Genomic DNA, 14,134 nt, shown 5'->3' with positions numbered 1-14,134 from the left:
TCAGGCTTCCTCCTGCCAGGCTGCACCGTCCGGGTAGTGGTGTCGGGCCAAGGACTCGGGGTGCATGGCGATGCTGTAGCCTGGTGCCTCGGGCACTTGATAGCGGCCGCGTATGATCACCACGGGGTCGATGAAGTGCTCATGGAGATGATCGACGTATTCTAGTACCCGCCCTTCGAGGCTGCCGGAGACGGCGATGTAGTCGAACAGCGAGATATGCTGGGTGTACTCGCACAGCCCTACACCACCGCCGTGGGGGCAGATGGGAACGCCGAACTTGGCGGCCATCAGCGCCACCAGGATTACCTCGTTGAGCCCGCCGAGGCGAGCGGCGTCGAGCTGGCAGTAGTCGATGGCTTCGGCCTGGAGGAACTGCTTGAACATCACCTTGTTGTGGCAATGCTCACCGGTCGCCACGCCAATCGGCGCGACGCGGTGGCGGATCTCGGCATGGCCGAGGATGTCGTCGGGGCTGGTGGGCTCCTCGATCCACAGCGGGTCGAATTCGGCCAGCCGGCGCATCTTGCTTACTGTCTCGTCCACCTCCCACACCTGGTTGGCGTCCATCATCAGCACGTTCTCCCAGCCGATTTCATCGCGCAGCAGGGCGGCACGGCGAGCGTCTTCCTCGAGGTTGCCACCGATCTTCTGCTTGAAGTGAGTCCAGCCCTCAGCGAGGGCCTCCCGGGCCAGGTGGCGCACCTTGTCGTCACTGTAGCCCAACCACCCCGCCGAGGTGGTATAGCCGGGGTAGCCGACGCGTTGCATTTCTGCCTCCCGGGCAGCCTTGCCCGTCTCCTGCCGGCGCAGCAGCGCAATCGCCTCTTCAGGGGTCAAGGCGTCGGTGACGAAGCGGAAGTCGAGGCAGCGCACCAGCTGCTCAGGACTCATGTCCACCAGTAGCTTCCACACCGCCTTGCCCTCGCGCTTGGCCCACAGGTCCCAGACGGCGTTGACGATGGCCGCAGTGGCCAGATGTATGGCGCCCTTGTCGGGGCCGATCCAGCGCAGCTGGCTGTCGCCGGTGATCTCGCGCCAGAAGGTGCCCATGTTCTCCGTGATGGAGGCCAGGGTGCGCCCCTCGATCAAGGGAGCCAACGAGCGTACCGCGGTGACCACGATCTCGTTGCCGCGGCCGATGGTGAAAGTGAGGCCGTGGCCTTGGGCCCCACCATCATCGACATGCAGGATCACGTAACTGGCGGAGTAGTCAGGGGCGGCGTTCATGGCATCCGAGCCGTCCAGCGAGCGGGAGGTGGGAAAACGAATGTCCTGCACCTCGAGGCGAGTGATGGTGGTCATGGCGGACTCCTTAGATAAAGGTGATATGCGGGTCAGGCGTAGCCTCTGGCGGCGAGGTCATTCATCAGGGGCGCGGATGAGGTCCCGCGGCAGACAGTTGTGGGCGAAAATGGGTTGCATGAGGCCTCCTGGTGGGCTGGCGTCTGGCCAGCTTTCGCCTATCATGTTATTGATGTCGTGTTGTATGACAGGTATGCCAATGGCTTCACTCTAGCGCAAGGCGCGGCGTCGGGTCGATAGGTTGATGCCGACGCAGGAAGCTACTCACCCATTAAAGAGACAATAGCAGGAGACGGTGATGCTCGAGGAATGGAAGGGCAAGCGGGTGTTGGTAACCGGTGCCAGCCGAGGTATCGGGGCCGCCGTGGCCAGACAGTTCGGTGCCTTGGGCGCGCATGTGGCGGTGCACTACCATGCGAGCGCCAAGGGTGCCGAGGCGGTAGCACAAGAGATTCAGGCAGCCGGCGGAGACGCCTTCACGGTCAAGGGTGACGTCAGCCGTTCCGTCGAGGCGGCTCGCCTGGTCGACGAGGCCGCCGATCGCCTGGGTGGCCTGGATCTGCTGATCAACAATGCTGGTGACATGCTGGGTCGGGTGACGCTGGATGAGATGGACGATACGCAGTATGACCGGGTGATGGATCTCAACGCCCGCTCGGTGGTGATGGCAAGTCGAGCTGCCTTGCCTCATTTTCGTCGCGCCGGTCGCGGCAACATCATCCATACCGGCTCGATTGCTGCGCGCAATGGCGGTGGTCCCGGCGCGGGTCTCTACGCCTCGGCGAAGGGATTCGTGACCACCCTGACCCGCAACATGGCCAAGGAACTCGCCGGCGACAATATCCGTGTCAATGCCGTGGCACCCGGCGTTATCACCACGGATTTCCACGAGCGCCACTCCAATGATACCCAGATGGAGGCGGCACGCGCGTCGATTCCCCAGGGCCGTCTGGGCAGTGCTGAGGAGTGTGTTGGCGCCTACGTATTTCTGGGCACCGAGAGCATGAGTGGTTACGTCACAGGCCAGGTGATTGAAGTCAACGGCGGGCAGCTGATGCCATGAATAATTCATCGCACACCTACGATATCGCCATCACCATGGGAGACCCGGCCGGTATCGGGCCGGAGATCATCTGTCGTGCCCTGGCGGCCATGTCTTCGGCTGAACGGGCCAGCAGCCTGATCGTCGGCGACCCGGCGATCTATCGTCGTGCCGCGGACACCATCGGAACCGCGCTCACCTTCGTTCCGCTCGACCAGAAAACGCAGGACGACGACAGCGTGGCAGTCGCCGTGATCGAGGCGCCGGAGGGTGCCGAGATTCCCGATGGTGAGATCAGTGCCGGTGCCGGCGACATGGCGTTCCGCTGCGTCCGGTCAGCCGTGGAACTGGTGCAGAGCGGCCGGGCCAGGGTGATCGTCACCGCGCCGCTCAACAAGGCCGCACTGCATGCCGCCGGCCACCATTATGACGGCCACACCGGCATGCTGGCGTCGCTGACCAGCGCGCCGTCATCGTTCATGCTGCTAGCCTCCGAGCACCTGTCGACCCTGCATGTGTCGACTCATGTGTCGCTGCGCGAGGCCATCGACCGGGTCACCGAGCAGCGTATCGCCGAGACCGTTGCTGTCGGGCATGATCATCTGGTGGCCATGGGCATTGAGGCACCACGTATCGCCGTCGCAGGGTTGAATCCTCATTGTGGTGAAGGGGGAATCTTTGGTGACGAAGACGAGCGCATCATTGCGCCCGCGGTCAGGACGCTGCGCGATCAGGGCTACGGCGTCCAGGGGCCGATCTCAGCCGATACCGTTTTCTATCGAGCCAGCCGGGGTGAATTCGATCTGGTGGTGGCCCAGTATCATGATCAAGGGCACATCCCGGTGAAGCTGATTGCCTTCGATACGACAGTGAATGTCAGTCTGGGTCTGCCGCTCCAGCGAACCTCGGTAGATCATGGCACAGCGTTTGACATTGCCTGGCAGGGTAGGGCAGATGCCACCAACATGGGATCGGCTATCGCCTACGCCCGTCGCTTGGCGGAGGGAGGTGGACCATGAGTCGATGCCGGGTGGTTATCATCGCAGATGACCTGACCGGGGCGCTGGATGCCGCCGCTCCTTTTGCTTCACGTGGCGCTGATGCCCGCGTGGTGGTGTCCTTGGAGCGACTGGAACGTTGCTTGGCGAACTGGGAAGGAGACTACCCCCAGGTCCTTGCCGTGAATACCGAGTCGCGCCATCTGCATGCAGACGAGGCTGCCGCTCGCGTCGCTGATGCGGCCCGGCAGCTGGATCGAGTAGCGCCCGAGCTGTGGTTCAAGAAGGTCGATTCCACTCTGCGTGGCCAGGTGATCGCCGAGAGCCTGGCCCTGCGCAAGGCGACTGGCCGTCGTTTATTGGTGGCGCCGGCAGTACCAACTCAAGGTCGGGTGGTGCGTGACGCCGAGGTGTGGGTAGAGGGAATGCCGCTCACCGAAAGCGCCTACGCGAAGGATGCCCGCTCTGCGCCCCTGATCGGACCATTGGATCACGCCTTCGCTGTCAGGGGTGTCGATCTGTCGCGCCATCAGCCTGAAAGTTATAGCCTGCCGGATCATGACTGTGTGGCTGACGCAGCTAGTGATCAGGATCTGGCACGCCTCTATGACGCTGTCCTGTTCACATCCGGTATGTGGTTGATGGTGGGAGCCGCAGGCTTGGCCACGGCCATCGCGCAGCGCTGCTTTGGTCGGCTGACTGCCTCCACAATTGCGCTGCAGCGGGTACCGCAACGCCTCTATGTCGTCGGCTCGCGCAGTGCCAGAGCGGTAGAGCAGTGTTCTCTTCTACAGGCCTCGGCTCCGTCACTGCCTGTTTTGCACGCTCTTGCTGATCACTGGCCGGATACCCTAGTACCACAACTGCTGCTGGTACCCGGAGGAGAAGATGAAGCGCATGATCCATGGTTCATCGCACAGGCAATGGGGCGCGGGGTAGCCAAGGTGCTGGCTACCTGGCTACCGGAGGCATCTGGCCTGCTGTTTCTCACCGGCGGTGATATTGCGATGGCGGCACTGGATGAGCTGGGTGTGGGATTCATCCAAGTGGAGGCCGAATGGGCGCCTGGAGTGCCACTGGGACGATTGGATGGTGATTCACATCGCCTGGTGATGACCAAAGCAGGTGGTTTCGGGATGCCTGACCTGCTGCAGCGCCTTCACCAAGGCTTCCACTAAAGGTGAATATCAAAAGCCCCGCCGGCGGTTGCGTGTGCCTGCAGTAAGGACTAGGTTGAATCTGTTGGTATGATACGTATACAGCCAGACGCTCAGATAAGCGCACAAAACGACGTCGAATAACAATGATGCGCACCGTTCCAGCGACAATACAACAAACCTAACGGTTGTGAGGAGTACAAGATGAGCCACAAGCCTCAGCACAAGTTCCCATTGTCCCGAATGATGACCGCGATGCTCATTGCCAGCGGCGTCAGCCTGGCCGGAGCCGCCCAGGCAGAGGATTTGAACTTTGCCCACGTCTACGAAACCACTGAGCCCTATCATATGTGGGCTCTGTGGGCAGCAGAGCAGATCGAAGATCGCACCGACGGTCGCTACTCCATCAACGTGCATCCGGCCTCCTCGCTGGGCAAGGAAGCGGATATCAACGAAGGCCTGCAGCTGGGCACCGTTGACTTGATCTATACCGGCAACCAGTTCGCCGGTCGCTTCTACGGTCCGATCGGCATCGCCGGTGCACCCTACATGTTCCGCGACTTCGACCACTGGCAGGCCTATGCCGACAGCGAGCTCTTCCAGGAGATCGCCCAGGGCTACCAGAACGCCACCGGCAACGTGCCACTGGCCATGAACTATTATGGCCGGCGCCACGTCACCTCCAACAAGCCGATCAACACCCCCGAGGACATGCAGGGTCTGAAGATCCGCACGCCCAATGCGCCCATGTACATGATGTTCCCCGAGGCGGTTGGCGCCAATCCTACCCCGATTGCTTTCGCCGAGGTTTACCTGGCGCTCCAACAGGGCGTGGTCGACGCGCAGGAGAACCCACTTCCGACGATCAAGGCCAAGGCTTTCCATGAGGTGCAGGACTACATCAATCTCACTGGGCACATCACCGACTCGCTGATTACCATCGCTGGCGGACAGCTGTGGAATCGTCTCTCCGAGGAAGATCGCGAGGTTTTCCAAGAGGTCTATGCCGAGGCCGGTGAGGGCATCACTCAGGACATCCTGCAGTCAGAAGAGGATCTGGTCGCCTGGTTCGAAGAGCAGGGCGTCGCAGTCAACGAAGTGGATATCACGCCTTTCCGCGAAGCGGTGATTCCCTACCATACTGGTGAAGACGCTACCTGGGATCAGGAAACCTACGACCGTCTTCAGGCGATCGGTCAGTAATCTCCTTCTCGTTGCCGACGCGCCACCCCTTCAATGGGGTGGCGCTCTCTATGGAGCTGTCATATGACGACAGAAAAATGGCCTGACGAGGATTCCGGTTTTCAGATCGAGGAAGACGATACCTTCGAGTGGCGGGACTACGGTGTTGAAGATTACGCCACCCTTGCGGTGTTCTGGGTGCTGGCGCTGGACGTCTTCGTCCAATTCTTTAGCCGCTACGTACTGGGCAATTCCATTGCCTGGACAGAGGAAATGGCTCGCTACCTCTTGGTGATGGTGGGCTTCATGGGCGGCGCCATGACGGTGAGAAAGGGATCCCAGATCGCCGTCGAGTTCTTCTATCGCTACATGCCATTCTGGATGGCCCGAACGGCTTCGACACTGGTGGATCTGGCCAACATTGCCTTCTTTGCTGCCATGGTCTGGCTCACCTTCAATCTGTCCAGCCTGACCACGGCGCTGATGACATCCGTGGATATCCCCAAGAGCTATCTCTACTACATCGTAATGTTGGGGTTCGTGCTGATGCTGGTGCGCGCCGTTCAGCTAGCCATCCGCCACTGGCACAGCGGTACCAGTGAGCTGCTGGATTCCCAGTGATAACGTCGACCGAGAGAGCCTTTCCATGTCCAATATCCTGACCCTGAGGCGGCGCGGCACCCTGGTGCCACCTGTGCTCGCGGCGCTTGCCATCCTTGGCTGTATCGTCCTGGCGGTCACCGAGCAGTACTTGTTTTTTCTCTTCGGCATGCTTTTCACCCTGCTGGTGCTTGGCGTGCCCATTGCCGTCAGCCTGGGGGGATCCAGTCTGCTCTATGTGGCGTTGTCCGGGAGCGTGCCCGAGGTGGTGGTCGCTCAGCGCATGATCAGCGGCATCGATAGTTTTCCATTGTTGGCGATTCCGTTTTTCATTCTCGCTGGCAACCTGATGAATAACGGTGGTATCACTACGCGTATTTTCGACTTTGCCAAGGCACTGATGGGCTGGATGCGTGGCGGCCTCGGCCACGTCAACGTCGGTGCCAGCATCGTCTTCTCTGGCATGTCGGGTGCCGCCGTGGCCGATGCCGGTGGCCTGGGCACCATTGAAATCAAAGCAATGCGCGAAGCCGGTTATGACGAGGAATTCGCGGTGGGCATCACTGCGGCGTCATCGACCATTGGTCCCATCATTCCGCCCAGCCTGCCAATGGTGATCTATGGTGTCATGGCTTCGGTATCGGTGGGCCAGTTGTTCGTGGCCGGCTTGGTCCCTGGACTGCTGATGGGCCTCGTGCTGATGCTGATGATATTCTTCCTGGCAAGGCGTCGCGGCTATCAGCGTGACGCGGCTTTCTCGTGGTCGGTGCTGTGGCAGACCTTCAGACGCGCCATCCTGTCGCTGTTTACCCCGGTAATCATCGTCGGCGGCATCATGACCGGTGCCTTTACCCCCACCGAAGCTGCCATCGCCGCCGTGGTATATGCACTCTTTCTGGGTGGCGTGGTGTATCGCATCCTGACCTGGCGGCGGCTGATGAAGGTCAGTATGGAAACTATCGAGACCACGGCTGTTATCCTACTGATCGTCGCAGGGGCTTCGATCTTCGCCTGGATCTTGACCAGCAACCAGGTCGCTCAGCAGGTGGTCAATCTGCTCGGACCCCTCGCCGATAACCCTGTGGCCACACTGATCATCATCAACATCGTGCTAATTATCGTCGGCTGCTTCATGGAGACCATTGCCGCCATTACTATCCTGGTGCCGGTACTGCTGCCGCTGGCGGTGGCATCCGGAGTCGACCCGGTCCACTTCGGGGTGATCATGGTCCTCAACCTGATGATCGGCCTGCTGACGCCGCCTGTCGGCATGGTGCTCTACGTGCTCTCGCGGGTGTCGAACATTTCCTTTGAAAAGTGCATGCGTGGCACCCTGCCGTTCTTGATTCCGCTGGTGATTTCGTTGCTGCTGGTGACCTTCATTCCGGCGATCTCACTGTGGCTGCCGACTCTGGTCTATCGGTGAGCCACGCTTCCACGAGAGGAAAAAGGAATACTGATCGATGAAACAGCAAATGCAGGAGTTCCGGGTACCTGTTGACGACCTGAAGAATTTCATCAAGGCGGCACTGGTCCGTTCCGGTACCGATGAGGCTTCGGCTGTGGCCGTGACTCGGGCCTTGGTCACGGCCTCGCGACTGGGGACCGACAGCCATGGTCTGCGGCTGCTTCCTCATTACCTCAAGGCGCTGCAAGGTGGAAGAATCAGCGGGCATCCCGAGATGCGCTTCAGTCGCCGACTGCCGGCGACCGGCTTTCTGGATGCCGATAATGGTTTCGGTCACTTGGCCGCATACACCGCGATGTCACATGCCGGGGACATGGCCGAAGAGGTTGGGCTCGGGGCGGTGGCCGTTGGGCATTCTTCGCATTTCGGCGCGGCAGGCTGTTATGCCTTGGCGGCCGCCGAGCGAGGCCTGATCGGCATGGCCTTCTGCAATTCCGATCCCTTCGTGCTCCTGCACGAAGGCAAGACGCCCTTTCACGGGACCAATCCCATCGCCTTCGCCGCCCCTGTAGCGGGGGAGTCGCCCTACCTGCTTGACATGGCGACCAGCTCGGTGCCATGGAACCGTGTCCAGCAGTATGGCGCCATCGGCCGTGAGCTTCCTGATCAGGTCGCTGCGGATGCCCGGGGAGAAGTGACTCGTCAGCCCGATGAGGTGGCGGCACTCCTGCCCCTTGGGGGTAGCGACTTCGGCTTTAAGGGGGCGGGACTCGGTGGCATGGTGGAAGTGCTCAGCTCTACTCTCTCCGGCATGCTTCACGGTTTTCGACTACTGCCCATGGGTGGGCCGGACATGTCGACCCCGCGTGGTATCGGGCATTTCGTTTTGGCGATGAACCCCGCCGCCTTCACCGAGGCGTCGACCTTTCAGGCCTGCCTGAGCGAATATCTCGCGGATCTTCGTTCCCGCCCCGCCATGGCTGGCAGCGAGGTACTGGTGCCCGGGGATCGGGAGTGGAACTGCCTGGCACACCGCGACGCTGAGGGTATCCCACTGGACAGTGCCAACCAACGTGCTTACGCCGAACTGGCCGAGACCCTGAATGTTCCGGCATTACAGCCTCTGGCTTGAGCGGGGGTAGGGTTAAATGTAGTAATATGGCGGTCAAGCAGCGGATCAACCAGGAGAACCAGCCCATGTCCCGATACCGGATCGAGCGCAAGACGCTTTCCGAACAAGTCGCCGAGCAGCTCGAGGCGGATATCCTCGAGGGGTGGCTTGGCGAGAACGATCAACTGCCTTCCGAGCGAGAGTTGATGGAGCAGTTTGGGGTCGGCCGTCCGGCGGTGCGTGAGGCGTTATTTTACTTGCAGCAGCTGGGTCTGATCGCCATTAACAGCGGTACCCGGGCACGGGTGATCCGGCCCACCGCCGAGGCGGTGATGGCGCGGCTCTCCGGAGTAACCCGCCAGCTGCTCTCCAAGCCTGACGGCCAGCAGTACTTTCAGGAGGCCCGGGCCTTGTTCGAGATCTCCCTGGCCCGCTATGCGGCGAGCTATGCCGAGGAGGAGGACCTGGCTCGGCTGCGTGGCGCCCTGCAGGAGAATCATGATGCCGTAGGCGACGAGGCTCGCTTCAAGCGCTCCGATAATGACTTCCACGGCGTGCTGGCGAGCATCGCTCGCAACCCGATCTTCGATGCCATCCACGTGGCGCTCTCCGAGTGGCTCGACGACCGTCGCGCCCAGGTGCTACAGCAGAAGGACGAAGACAAGGCGGCGCTGGCGGCCCATGTCGAGCTTGTCGAAGCCATCGAATCCGGCGATCCGGATGCCGCCGAAGCAGCTATGCGCCGTCATCTGGATCGCCACTACGGCACTTATATGCAGCTCAAGAAGCGCTTGAGTGCCGAGGGGTGATCTGTGTCACCCCGCCCGCACCATAAAAGACAAGGCCCGCAGCTGAGCTGCGGGCCTTGTCTTTTATAGCGACCCACTATAGGGAGACCCCGCGTTTCCAGGGGATGAAGTCGTACTGAGCCAGTTGCACCGCACGAGGCAGATACCGCCCCGAGGCCGCGTCGATGCACAGTCTCAGCAGCTGCTCTGCCAGCGCGTCGATGCTGGTCTCTCCGCGGATGATGGGGCCGGCGTCAAAGTCGATGACGTCGCTCATGCGCGCGGCCAGTTCGCTGTTACTGGAGATCTTGATGACCGGGGTGACCGGATTGCCGGTGGGCGTGCCCAGCCCGGTGGTGAAGAGGATCAGGTTGGCACCGGAACCCGCAAGTGCTGTCGTCGACTCCACGTCATTTCCCGGTGAGCAGAGCAGATTGAGGCCAGCCTTGGTGCGGGGTTCGGTGTAGTCAAGCACGGCCACCACTGGGCTGTCGCCGCCCTTCTTGGCCGCACCGGCGGACTTCATGGCATCGGTGATCAGTCCGTCGCGGATGTTGCCGGGGGAGGGATTCATCGAGAAGTCGACGCCTACCCGTGCGGCGTGCTGCTGGTAGGCCTCCATCAGGTCCTGGAAGCGGCTTGCCACGGTGTCGTCGGTACAGCGGGCGATCAGCTCGTGTTCCACGCCACACAGTTCAGGGAACTCGCTGAGGATGCCGCTGCCACCCAGCGCTACCAGGCGATCGACGACAGCCCCTACCAAGGGGTTGGCGGAGAGCCCGGAGAAGCCGTCGGAGCCGCCGCACTCCACGCCCAGGCTCAGCGCCGAGAGCGGTGCCGGGGCTCGCGTGACGTTGTTGGCCTCGGCCAGGCCGTCGAAGATGGTGGTCAGCGCCTCGCGGATCAGCGCCTCCTCGCTTGTGCTTCCTTGCTGCTCCAGGTAGTGCACCGGGCGCAGACCGTCGGGATCGCGTTCGGCCACGGCGTCGCGCAGCATGCCGATCTGGGCCTTCTGACAACCCAGACTCAGCACCGTGGCGCCGGCCACGTTGGGGTGGCTGATGTAGCCCGCCAGCAGTTGGCACAGCGCTTCGGCATCGTCATCGGTACCGCCGCAGCCCAGGGTGTGGGTGAGGAATCGCACCCCGTCGACGTTGGGGAAGAGCCGCTCACCGGACGGCTCGGCCGGCGCTTGGCCGGCGGCGCCGTGGAGCAGTTCGCGGGCCATGCGCTTGTAGTCGCGGAAGGGGTCGTCGCCTAGGGCGTCGGCCACGCACTGTCGCAGCACCTCGATGTTGCGGTTCTCGCAAAATACCAGGGGAACCACCAGCCAGATGTTGGCAGTGCCCACCTGACCATCGGGGCGGTGGAAGCCGTCGAAGGTGGCGCCGCGAAAGGCCGTGACGTCGGGGGCCTGCCACTCGCCGCGCCGCGCCTGGGGCTGGGTGGTGGCCGTGCCGTGCTCGGTATTTTCGGTAGTGATGGCCGCGCCTTCAGGGATCGGTCGGGTAGCGCGGCCCACGGTGACGCCGTACATGATCACGGCCTCGCCCGTGTCGAGCGGCCGGACGGTGAACTTGTGCTTGTGGCGGATCGCCTCATCCAGGCGCAGGGTGCGGCCATCAGCGTCGATCTCGCTGCTGGCTGGCAGGTCCTTGAGGGCGACACGCACGTTATCAGCGGCGTGCACGCGTAGGCTGGCCAGTTGGCCGCTGTCACTGGCGATGGTGTGGGGCAATGTCGGCCTCCGCTGAAACGTATCCTGGGGAATCGAGCTCTATCATGGCCTTGATCACGCCGCTGTCCGGGGCGCACCAGGCGGGCATGTAGTCGGGAAGATCATCCAGCTCGGCGCGGTGGGTGATCATGGCGCTGGCCGGGAGGCGGCCCGCTTCCATCAGCCGGCATACCTCGTCGAAGTCCTCCCGGGTGGCGTTGCGGCTGGAGAGCAGGCTCATCTCCTTGCGGTGGAAGTCCGGATCGTGGAAGGTGATGTCCGCCTTGACGATGCTGATCAGCACGTAGCGGCCGGCGTGGCCGACCAAGTCGAAGCCCTGCTGCATGGCGGAGGGGTTACCCGTGGCATCGAACACTGCGTCGGCCAGCTCGCCATCGCTGAGTGCCTGCAGGGCCGCGGCAACGTCCTCCTCGAGGGGATTCAACGTGTCTGTGATGCCGAGCCGATCGCGGCAGAAGGCCAGGCGCTCGGGGTTGGTGTCGACCACCACCACTCTGGCTCCTCGCTCGCGTGCCAGCTGCGCTACGCCCATGCCGATGGGGCCGGCGCCGGCCACCACGGTGAGCTCGCCCTCGCTGAGCTCGCTGCGGCGCACCGCGTGGGCGCCGATGGCCTGGCACTCGACCAGGGCCAGCTGGTCCAGAGGCAGGGTGTCGGAGGTCACGAGCTGCTCTACGGGCACCGCCAAACTATCGCACATGCCACCGTCGCGATGTACACCGATCACCTGCATGTGCCGGCAACAGTTGCTATGGCCCTGGCGACAGGCCCGGCAGTCTCCGCAGTGCAGGTAAGGAATCACGTAAGCATTGCGGCCTACCAGCGCCGGGTCGACGTGGTCGCCCACGGCGACGATCTCGCCGGCCAGCTCGTGGCCGAGTACCCGCGGATACTGGAAATAGGGCTGATTGCCGCCGAAGGCGTGGATATCAGTGCCGCACACCCCGACCCGTCGGATACGCAGAAGGGCCTCGCCGGCCCCGCATGACGGGGCGGCACGGTCCTCGAGGATCAGCCGGCCGGGCTCTTGGCAGACGACGGTTCGCATGACGGCCTCCGGTTAGCGTGCGGGTTCGGCGACGACGGTCTGATGCTGCTCGCCGAGCCCCTCGATGCCCAGGCGCATGCGCTGGCCGGGCTTCAGGTAGGTTGGCGGCTGCTGGCCCATGCCCACTCCAGGCGGTGTGCCGGTGGAGATGACATCGCCTGGCTGCAGGCTCATAAAGCGGCTCAGATAGCTGATCAGGAAGGGGATCCGGTAAACCATGGTGCGGGTATTGCCATCCTGGTAGCGCTGGCCGTCTACCTCCAGCCAGAGGTCGAGGGCATGGGGGTCGGCGACCTCGTCCGGGGTCACTAGCCAGGGGCCCAGGGGACCGAAGGTGTCGCACCCCTTGCCCTTGTCCCAGCTGCCGCTGCGCTCGAGCTGGAACTCGCGCTCGGAAACGTCGTTGACCACGCAGTAGCCGGCCACGGAGTCCATGGCCTGGTCCTCGCTGACGTAGCGGGTCTCCTTGCCGATCACCACGCCGAGCTCCACTTCCCAGTCGGTCTTGGTGGAGTCGCAGGGGATGATGACATCGTCGTCGGGACCGCAGATGGCGCTGGTCCATTTATTGAAGACCACCGGCTCCGGCGGCACCTCGACGCCGGTCTCGGCGGCGTGATCAAGGTAATTGAGGCCGATGCAGATGAACTTGCCGACGCGTCCCACGCAGGGACCGAGGTGGGTGTCGGCCGGGACCTCGGGCAGGCGCGAGGAGTCGAGCTCGGCCAGTCGGGCCAGGGTCTCGTGGTCCAAGTGCCTACCCTCGAGGTCGGGAAGGTGGGCCGACAGGTCGCGGATCACGCCGTCGGCGTCGAGCAGGCCGGGTTTCTCGTGGCCCCGGGGGCCGAAGCGCAGCAGTTTCATGGGGGTCTCCTTGCAATTCAGATCAGCCAGCCGCCGTCGATGACTTGGGCGGTGCCGGTGGTGTAGGCGGACTCGTCCGCGGCGAGATAGGTAGCCAGGGCGGCGATTTCCTCCGGGGTGCCCAGCCGCCCCAGCGGCTGGCGGGCGAGGAAGTCGGCCTGTACCTCGGCCTCCGGTCGTCCCTGCTGGTTGGCCTGGTCGCGGATGCGCTGGCGCAGTGATGGGGAGTCCACGGTGCCGGGGCAGATAGCATTGCAGCGGATGCCCCGGTCGATGAAGTCGGCAGCGATCGACTTGGTCAGGCCGATCACCGCGGCCTTGGTGGTGCCGTAGGCGCAGCGGTTGGGTACGCCCTTGAGGCTCGAGGCCACCGAGGCCATGTTGATGATGCTGCCGCCACCGTGGTCGATCATGGCCGGCAGCAGGGCGCGGGTCAGGCGCGCCATGGCGGTGACGTTGAGCGCCAGTGACAGTTCCCAGTCGGCATCCGAGCCGGTGAGCAGGCTGCCACCGGCCACGTAGCCGGCGCAGTTGAATAGCACATCCAGAGGCGGCAACTCGGCTGCCAAGGCATCAATGGATGCGGCATCGAGCACATCCAGGCGACGTGTCTCAATGCCAGAAGTCGCCTCCAGCTCGTGTAGCTTGTCGGGGTCGATATCGGTGGCGATGACCCGTGCGCCCTCGGCGGCGAAGTGCAGGGCGGTGGCGTGGCCGATGCCCTGGCCGGCGGCGGTGATCAGGGCCGTCTTGTCCTTCAATCGCATGGTGCGGGCTTCCTGGGATTGTGTCGGTTTTGTGGGAAAGGAGCCGTGGCGCATTACTGGTATGACAGGATGCTAGCCTGATGGTAAGTCAGAGTATGGCCCAAGGGGATAGAACCAGCAACGTGAATG

13 protein-coding genes are annotated in these 14,134 nt (G+C 62.9%); 8 read left to right on the top strand and 5 right to left on the bottom strand.

Going from position 1 to position 14,134, the window contains the following annotated elements; all coding sequences use genetic code 11:
* Positions 1–1,302 carry an L-fuconate dehydratase gene (locus LG290_RS15525; RefSeq protein WP_499835558.1) on the bottom strand — a complete coding sequence of 434 codons (1,302 nt, stop codon included), beginning with the start codon at positions 1,300–1,302 and terminating at the stop codon, positions 1–3.
* A 298-nt stretch (positions 1,303–1,600) separates the two neighbouring features.
* Between LG290_RS15525 and LG290_RS15520 the strand changes: the two genes are divergently transcribed.
* The 8 genes from LG290_RS15520 (at position 1,601) to nanR (ending at position 9,609) form a co-directional block, all read left to right on the top strand.
* The gene (locus tag LG290_RS15520) at positions 1,601–2,365 is read left to right on the top strand and encodes an SDR family NAD(P)-dependent oxidoreductase (RefSeq protein ID WP_499835557.1); all 765 of its coding nucleotides are present in this window, start codon (positions 1,601–1,603) and stop codon (positions 2,363–2,365) included.
* Positions 2,362–3,363, top strand: a complete 1,002-nt coding sequence (gene pdxA, locus LG290_RS15515; RefSeq protein ID WP_499835556.1) for a 4-hydroxythreonine-4-phosphate dehydrogenase PdxA — start codon at positions 2,362–2,364, stop codon at positions 3,361–3,363. The genes LG290_RS15520 and pdxA overlap by 4 nt, the downstream gene beginning before the upstream one ends.
* On the top strand, positions 3,360–4,520 hold the full coding sequence (locus tag LG290_RS15510) for a four-carbon acid sugar kinase family protein (RefSeq protein ID WP_499835555.1): 1,161 nt from the start codon (positions 3,360–3,362) through the stop codon (positions 4,518–4,520). The genes pdxA and LG290_RS15510 overlap by 4 nt, the downstream gene beginning before the upstream one ends.
* 183 nt (positions 4,521–4,703) lie before the next feature.
* Positions 4,704–5,702 (top strand): sialic acid TRAP transporter substrate-binding protein SiaP, encoded by a 999-nt coding sequence (locus LG290_RS15505; RefSeq protein WP_499835554.1) that lies wholly within the window; start codon positions 4,704–4,706, stop codon positions 5,700–5,702.
* Between the two features lie 63 nt (positions 5,703–5,765).
* Complete coding sequence (locus LG290_RS15500; RefSeq protein ID WP_499835553.1) at positions 5,766–6,302, top strand: TRAP transporter small permease; 537 nt, start codon at positions 5,766–5,768, stop codon at positions 6,300–6,302.
* Positions 6,303–6,327: 25 nt separating this feature from the next.
* Positions 6,328–7,707 carry a TRAP transporter large permease gene (locus LG290_RS15495; protein ID WP_499835552.1) on the top strand — a complete coding sequence of 460 codons (1,380 nt, stop codon included), beginning with the start codon at positions 6,328–6,330 and terminating at the stop codon, positions 7,705–7,707.
* A gap of 37 nt (positions 7,708–7,744) precedes the next feature.
* The gene (locus LG290_RS15490; protein WP_499835551.1) at positions 7,745–8,821 is read left to right on the top strand and encodes an Ldh family oxidoreductase; all 1,077 of its coding nucleotides are present in this window, start codon (positions 7,745–7,747) and stop codon (positions 8,819–8,821) included.
* A 65-nt stretch (positions 8,822–8,886) separates the two neighbouring features.
* Positions 8,887–9,609, top strand: a complete 723-nt coding sequence (nanR, locus tag LG290_RS15485) for a transcriptional regulator NanR (RefSeq protein WP_499835550.1) — start codon at positions 8,887–8,889, stop codon at positions 9,607–9,609.
* A gap of 76 nt (positions 9,610–9,685) precedes the next feature.
* Here the strand turns inward: nanR and LG290_RS15480 are convergent, their stop codons facing one another.
* From LG290_RS15480 to LG290_RS15465, 4 genes are read right to left on the bottom strand one after another with little or no spacing between them, the layout of a single operon-like run.
* Positions 9,686–11,326, bottom strand: a complete 1,641-nt coding sequence (locus tag LG290_RS15480) for a UxaA family hydrolase (protein WP_499835549.1) — start codon at positions 11,324–11,326, stop codon at positions 9,686–9,688.
* Positions 11,304–12,374, bottom strand: a complete 1,071-nt coding sequence (locus LG290_RS15475; protein WP_499835548.1) for a zinc-binding alcohol dehydrogenase family protein — start codon at positions 12,372–12,374, stop codon at positions 11,304–11,306. Before LG290_RS15475 ends, LG290_RS15480 begins: the two co-directional genes overlap by 23 nt.
* Before the next feature lie 12 nt (positions 12,375–12,386).
* Complete coding sequence (locus LG290_RS15470; protein ID WP_499835547.1) at positions 12,387–13,238, bottom strand: fumarylacetoacetate hydrolase family protein; 852 nt, start codon at positions 13,236–13,238, stop codon at positions 12,387–12,389.
* A gap of 17 nt (positions 13,239–13,255) precedes the next feature.
* Entirely contained in the window at positions 13,256–14,005 is a 750-nt protein-coding gene (locus LG290_RS15465) for an SDR family oxidoreductase (protein ID WP_499837123.1), read from the bottom strand.
* Positions 14,006–14,134 lie beyond the last annotated feature (129 nt).

The organism is Halomonas sediminis, from assembly GCF_044871105.1.
GTDB lineage: Bacteria > Pseudomonadota > Gammaproteobacteria > Pseudomonadales > Halomonadaceae > Vreelandella > Vreelandella zhuhanensis.
The sequence above is the reverse complement of the archived record's forward strand: the minus strand, read 5'-3'. Positions and strand labels throughout refer to the sequence as shown.

Bases quoted from the DNA above. Each gene is read 5' to 3' on its own strand.
- pdxA (WP_499835556.1), top strand. From the start codon at position 2,362: ATGAATAATTCATCGCACACCTACGATATCGCCATCACCATGGGAGAC.
- LG290_RS15505 (WP_499835554.1), top strand. From the start codon at position 4,704: ATGAGCCACAAGCCTCAGCACAAGTTCCCATTGTCCCGAATGATGACC.
- LG290_RS15510 (WP_499835555.1), top strand. From the start codon at position 3,360: ATGAGTCGATGCCGGGTGGTTATCATCGCAGATGACCTGACCGGGGCG.
- LG290_RS15465 (WP_499837123.1), bottom strand. From the start codon at position 14,005: ATGCGATTGAAGGACAAGACGGCCCTGATCACCGCCGCCGGCCAGGGC.
- LG290_RS15495 (WP_499835552.1), top strand. From the start codon at position 6,328: ATGTCCAATATCCTGACCCTGAGGCGGCGCGGCACCCTGGTGCCACCT.
- LG290_RS15475 (WP_499835548.1), bottom strand. From the start codon at position 12,374: ATGCGAACCGTCGTCTGCCAAGAGCCCGGCCGGCTGATCCTCGAGGAC.
- LG290_RS15470 (WP_499835547.1), bottom strand. From the start codon at position 13,238: ATGAAACTGCTGCGCTTCGGCCCCCGGGGCCACGAGAAACCCGGCCTG.
- LG290_RS15490 (WP_499835551.1), top strand. From the start codon at position 7,745: ATGAAACAGCAAATGCAGGAGTTCCGGGTACCTGTTGACGACCTGAAG.
- LG290_RS15500 (WP_499835553.1), top strand. From the start codon at position 5,766: ATGACGACAGAAAAATGGCCTGACGAGGATTCCGGTTTTCAGATCGAG.
- nanR (WP_499835550.1), top strand. From the start codon at position 8,887: ATGTCCCGATACCGGATCGAGCGCAAGACGCTTTCCGAACAAGTCGCC.
- LG290_RS15525 (WP_499835558.1), bottom strand. From the start codon at position 1,302: ATGACCACCATCACTCGCCTCGAGGTGCAGGACATTCGTTTTCCCACC.
- LG290_RS15520 (WP_499835557.1), top strand. From the start codon at position 1,601: ATGCTCGAGGAATGGAAGGGCAAGCGGGTGTTGGTAACCGGTGCCAGC.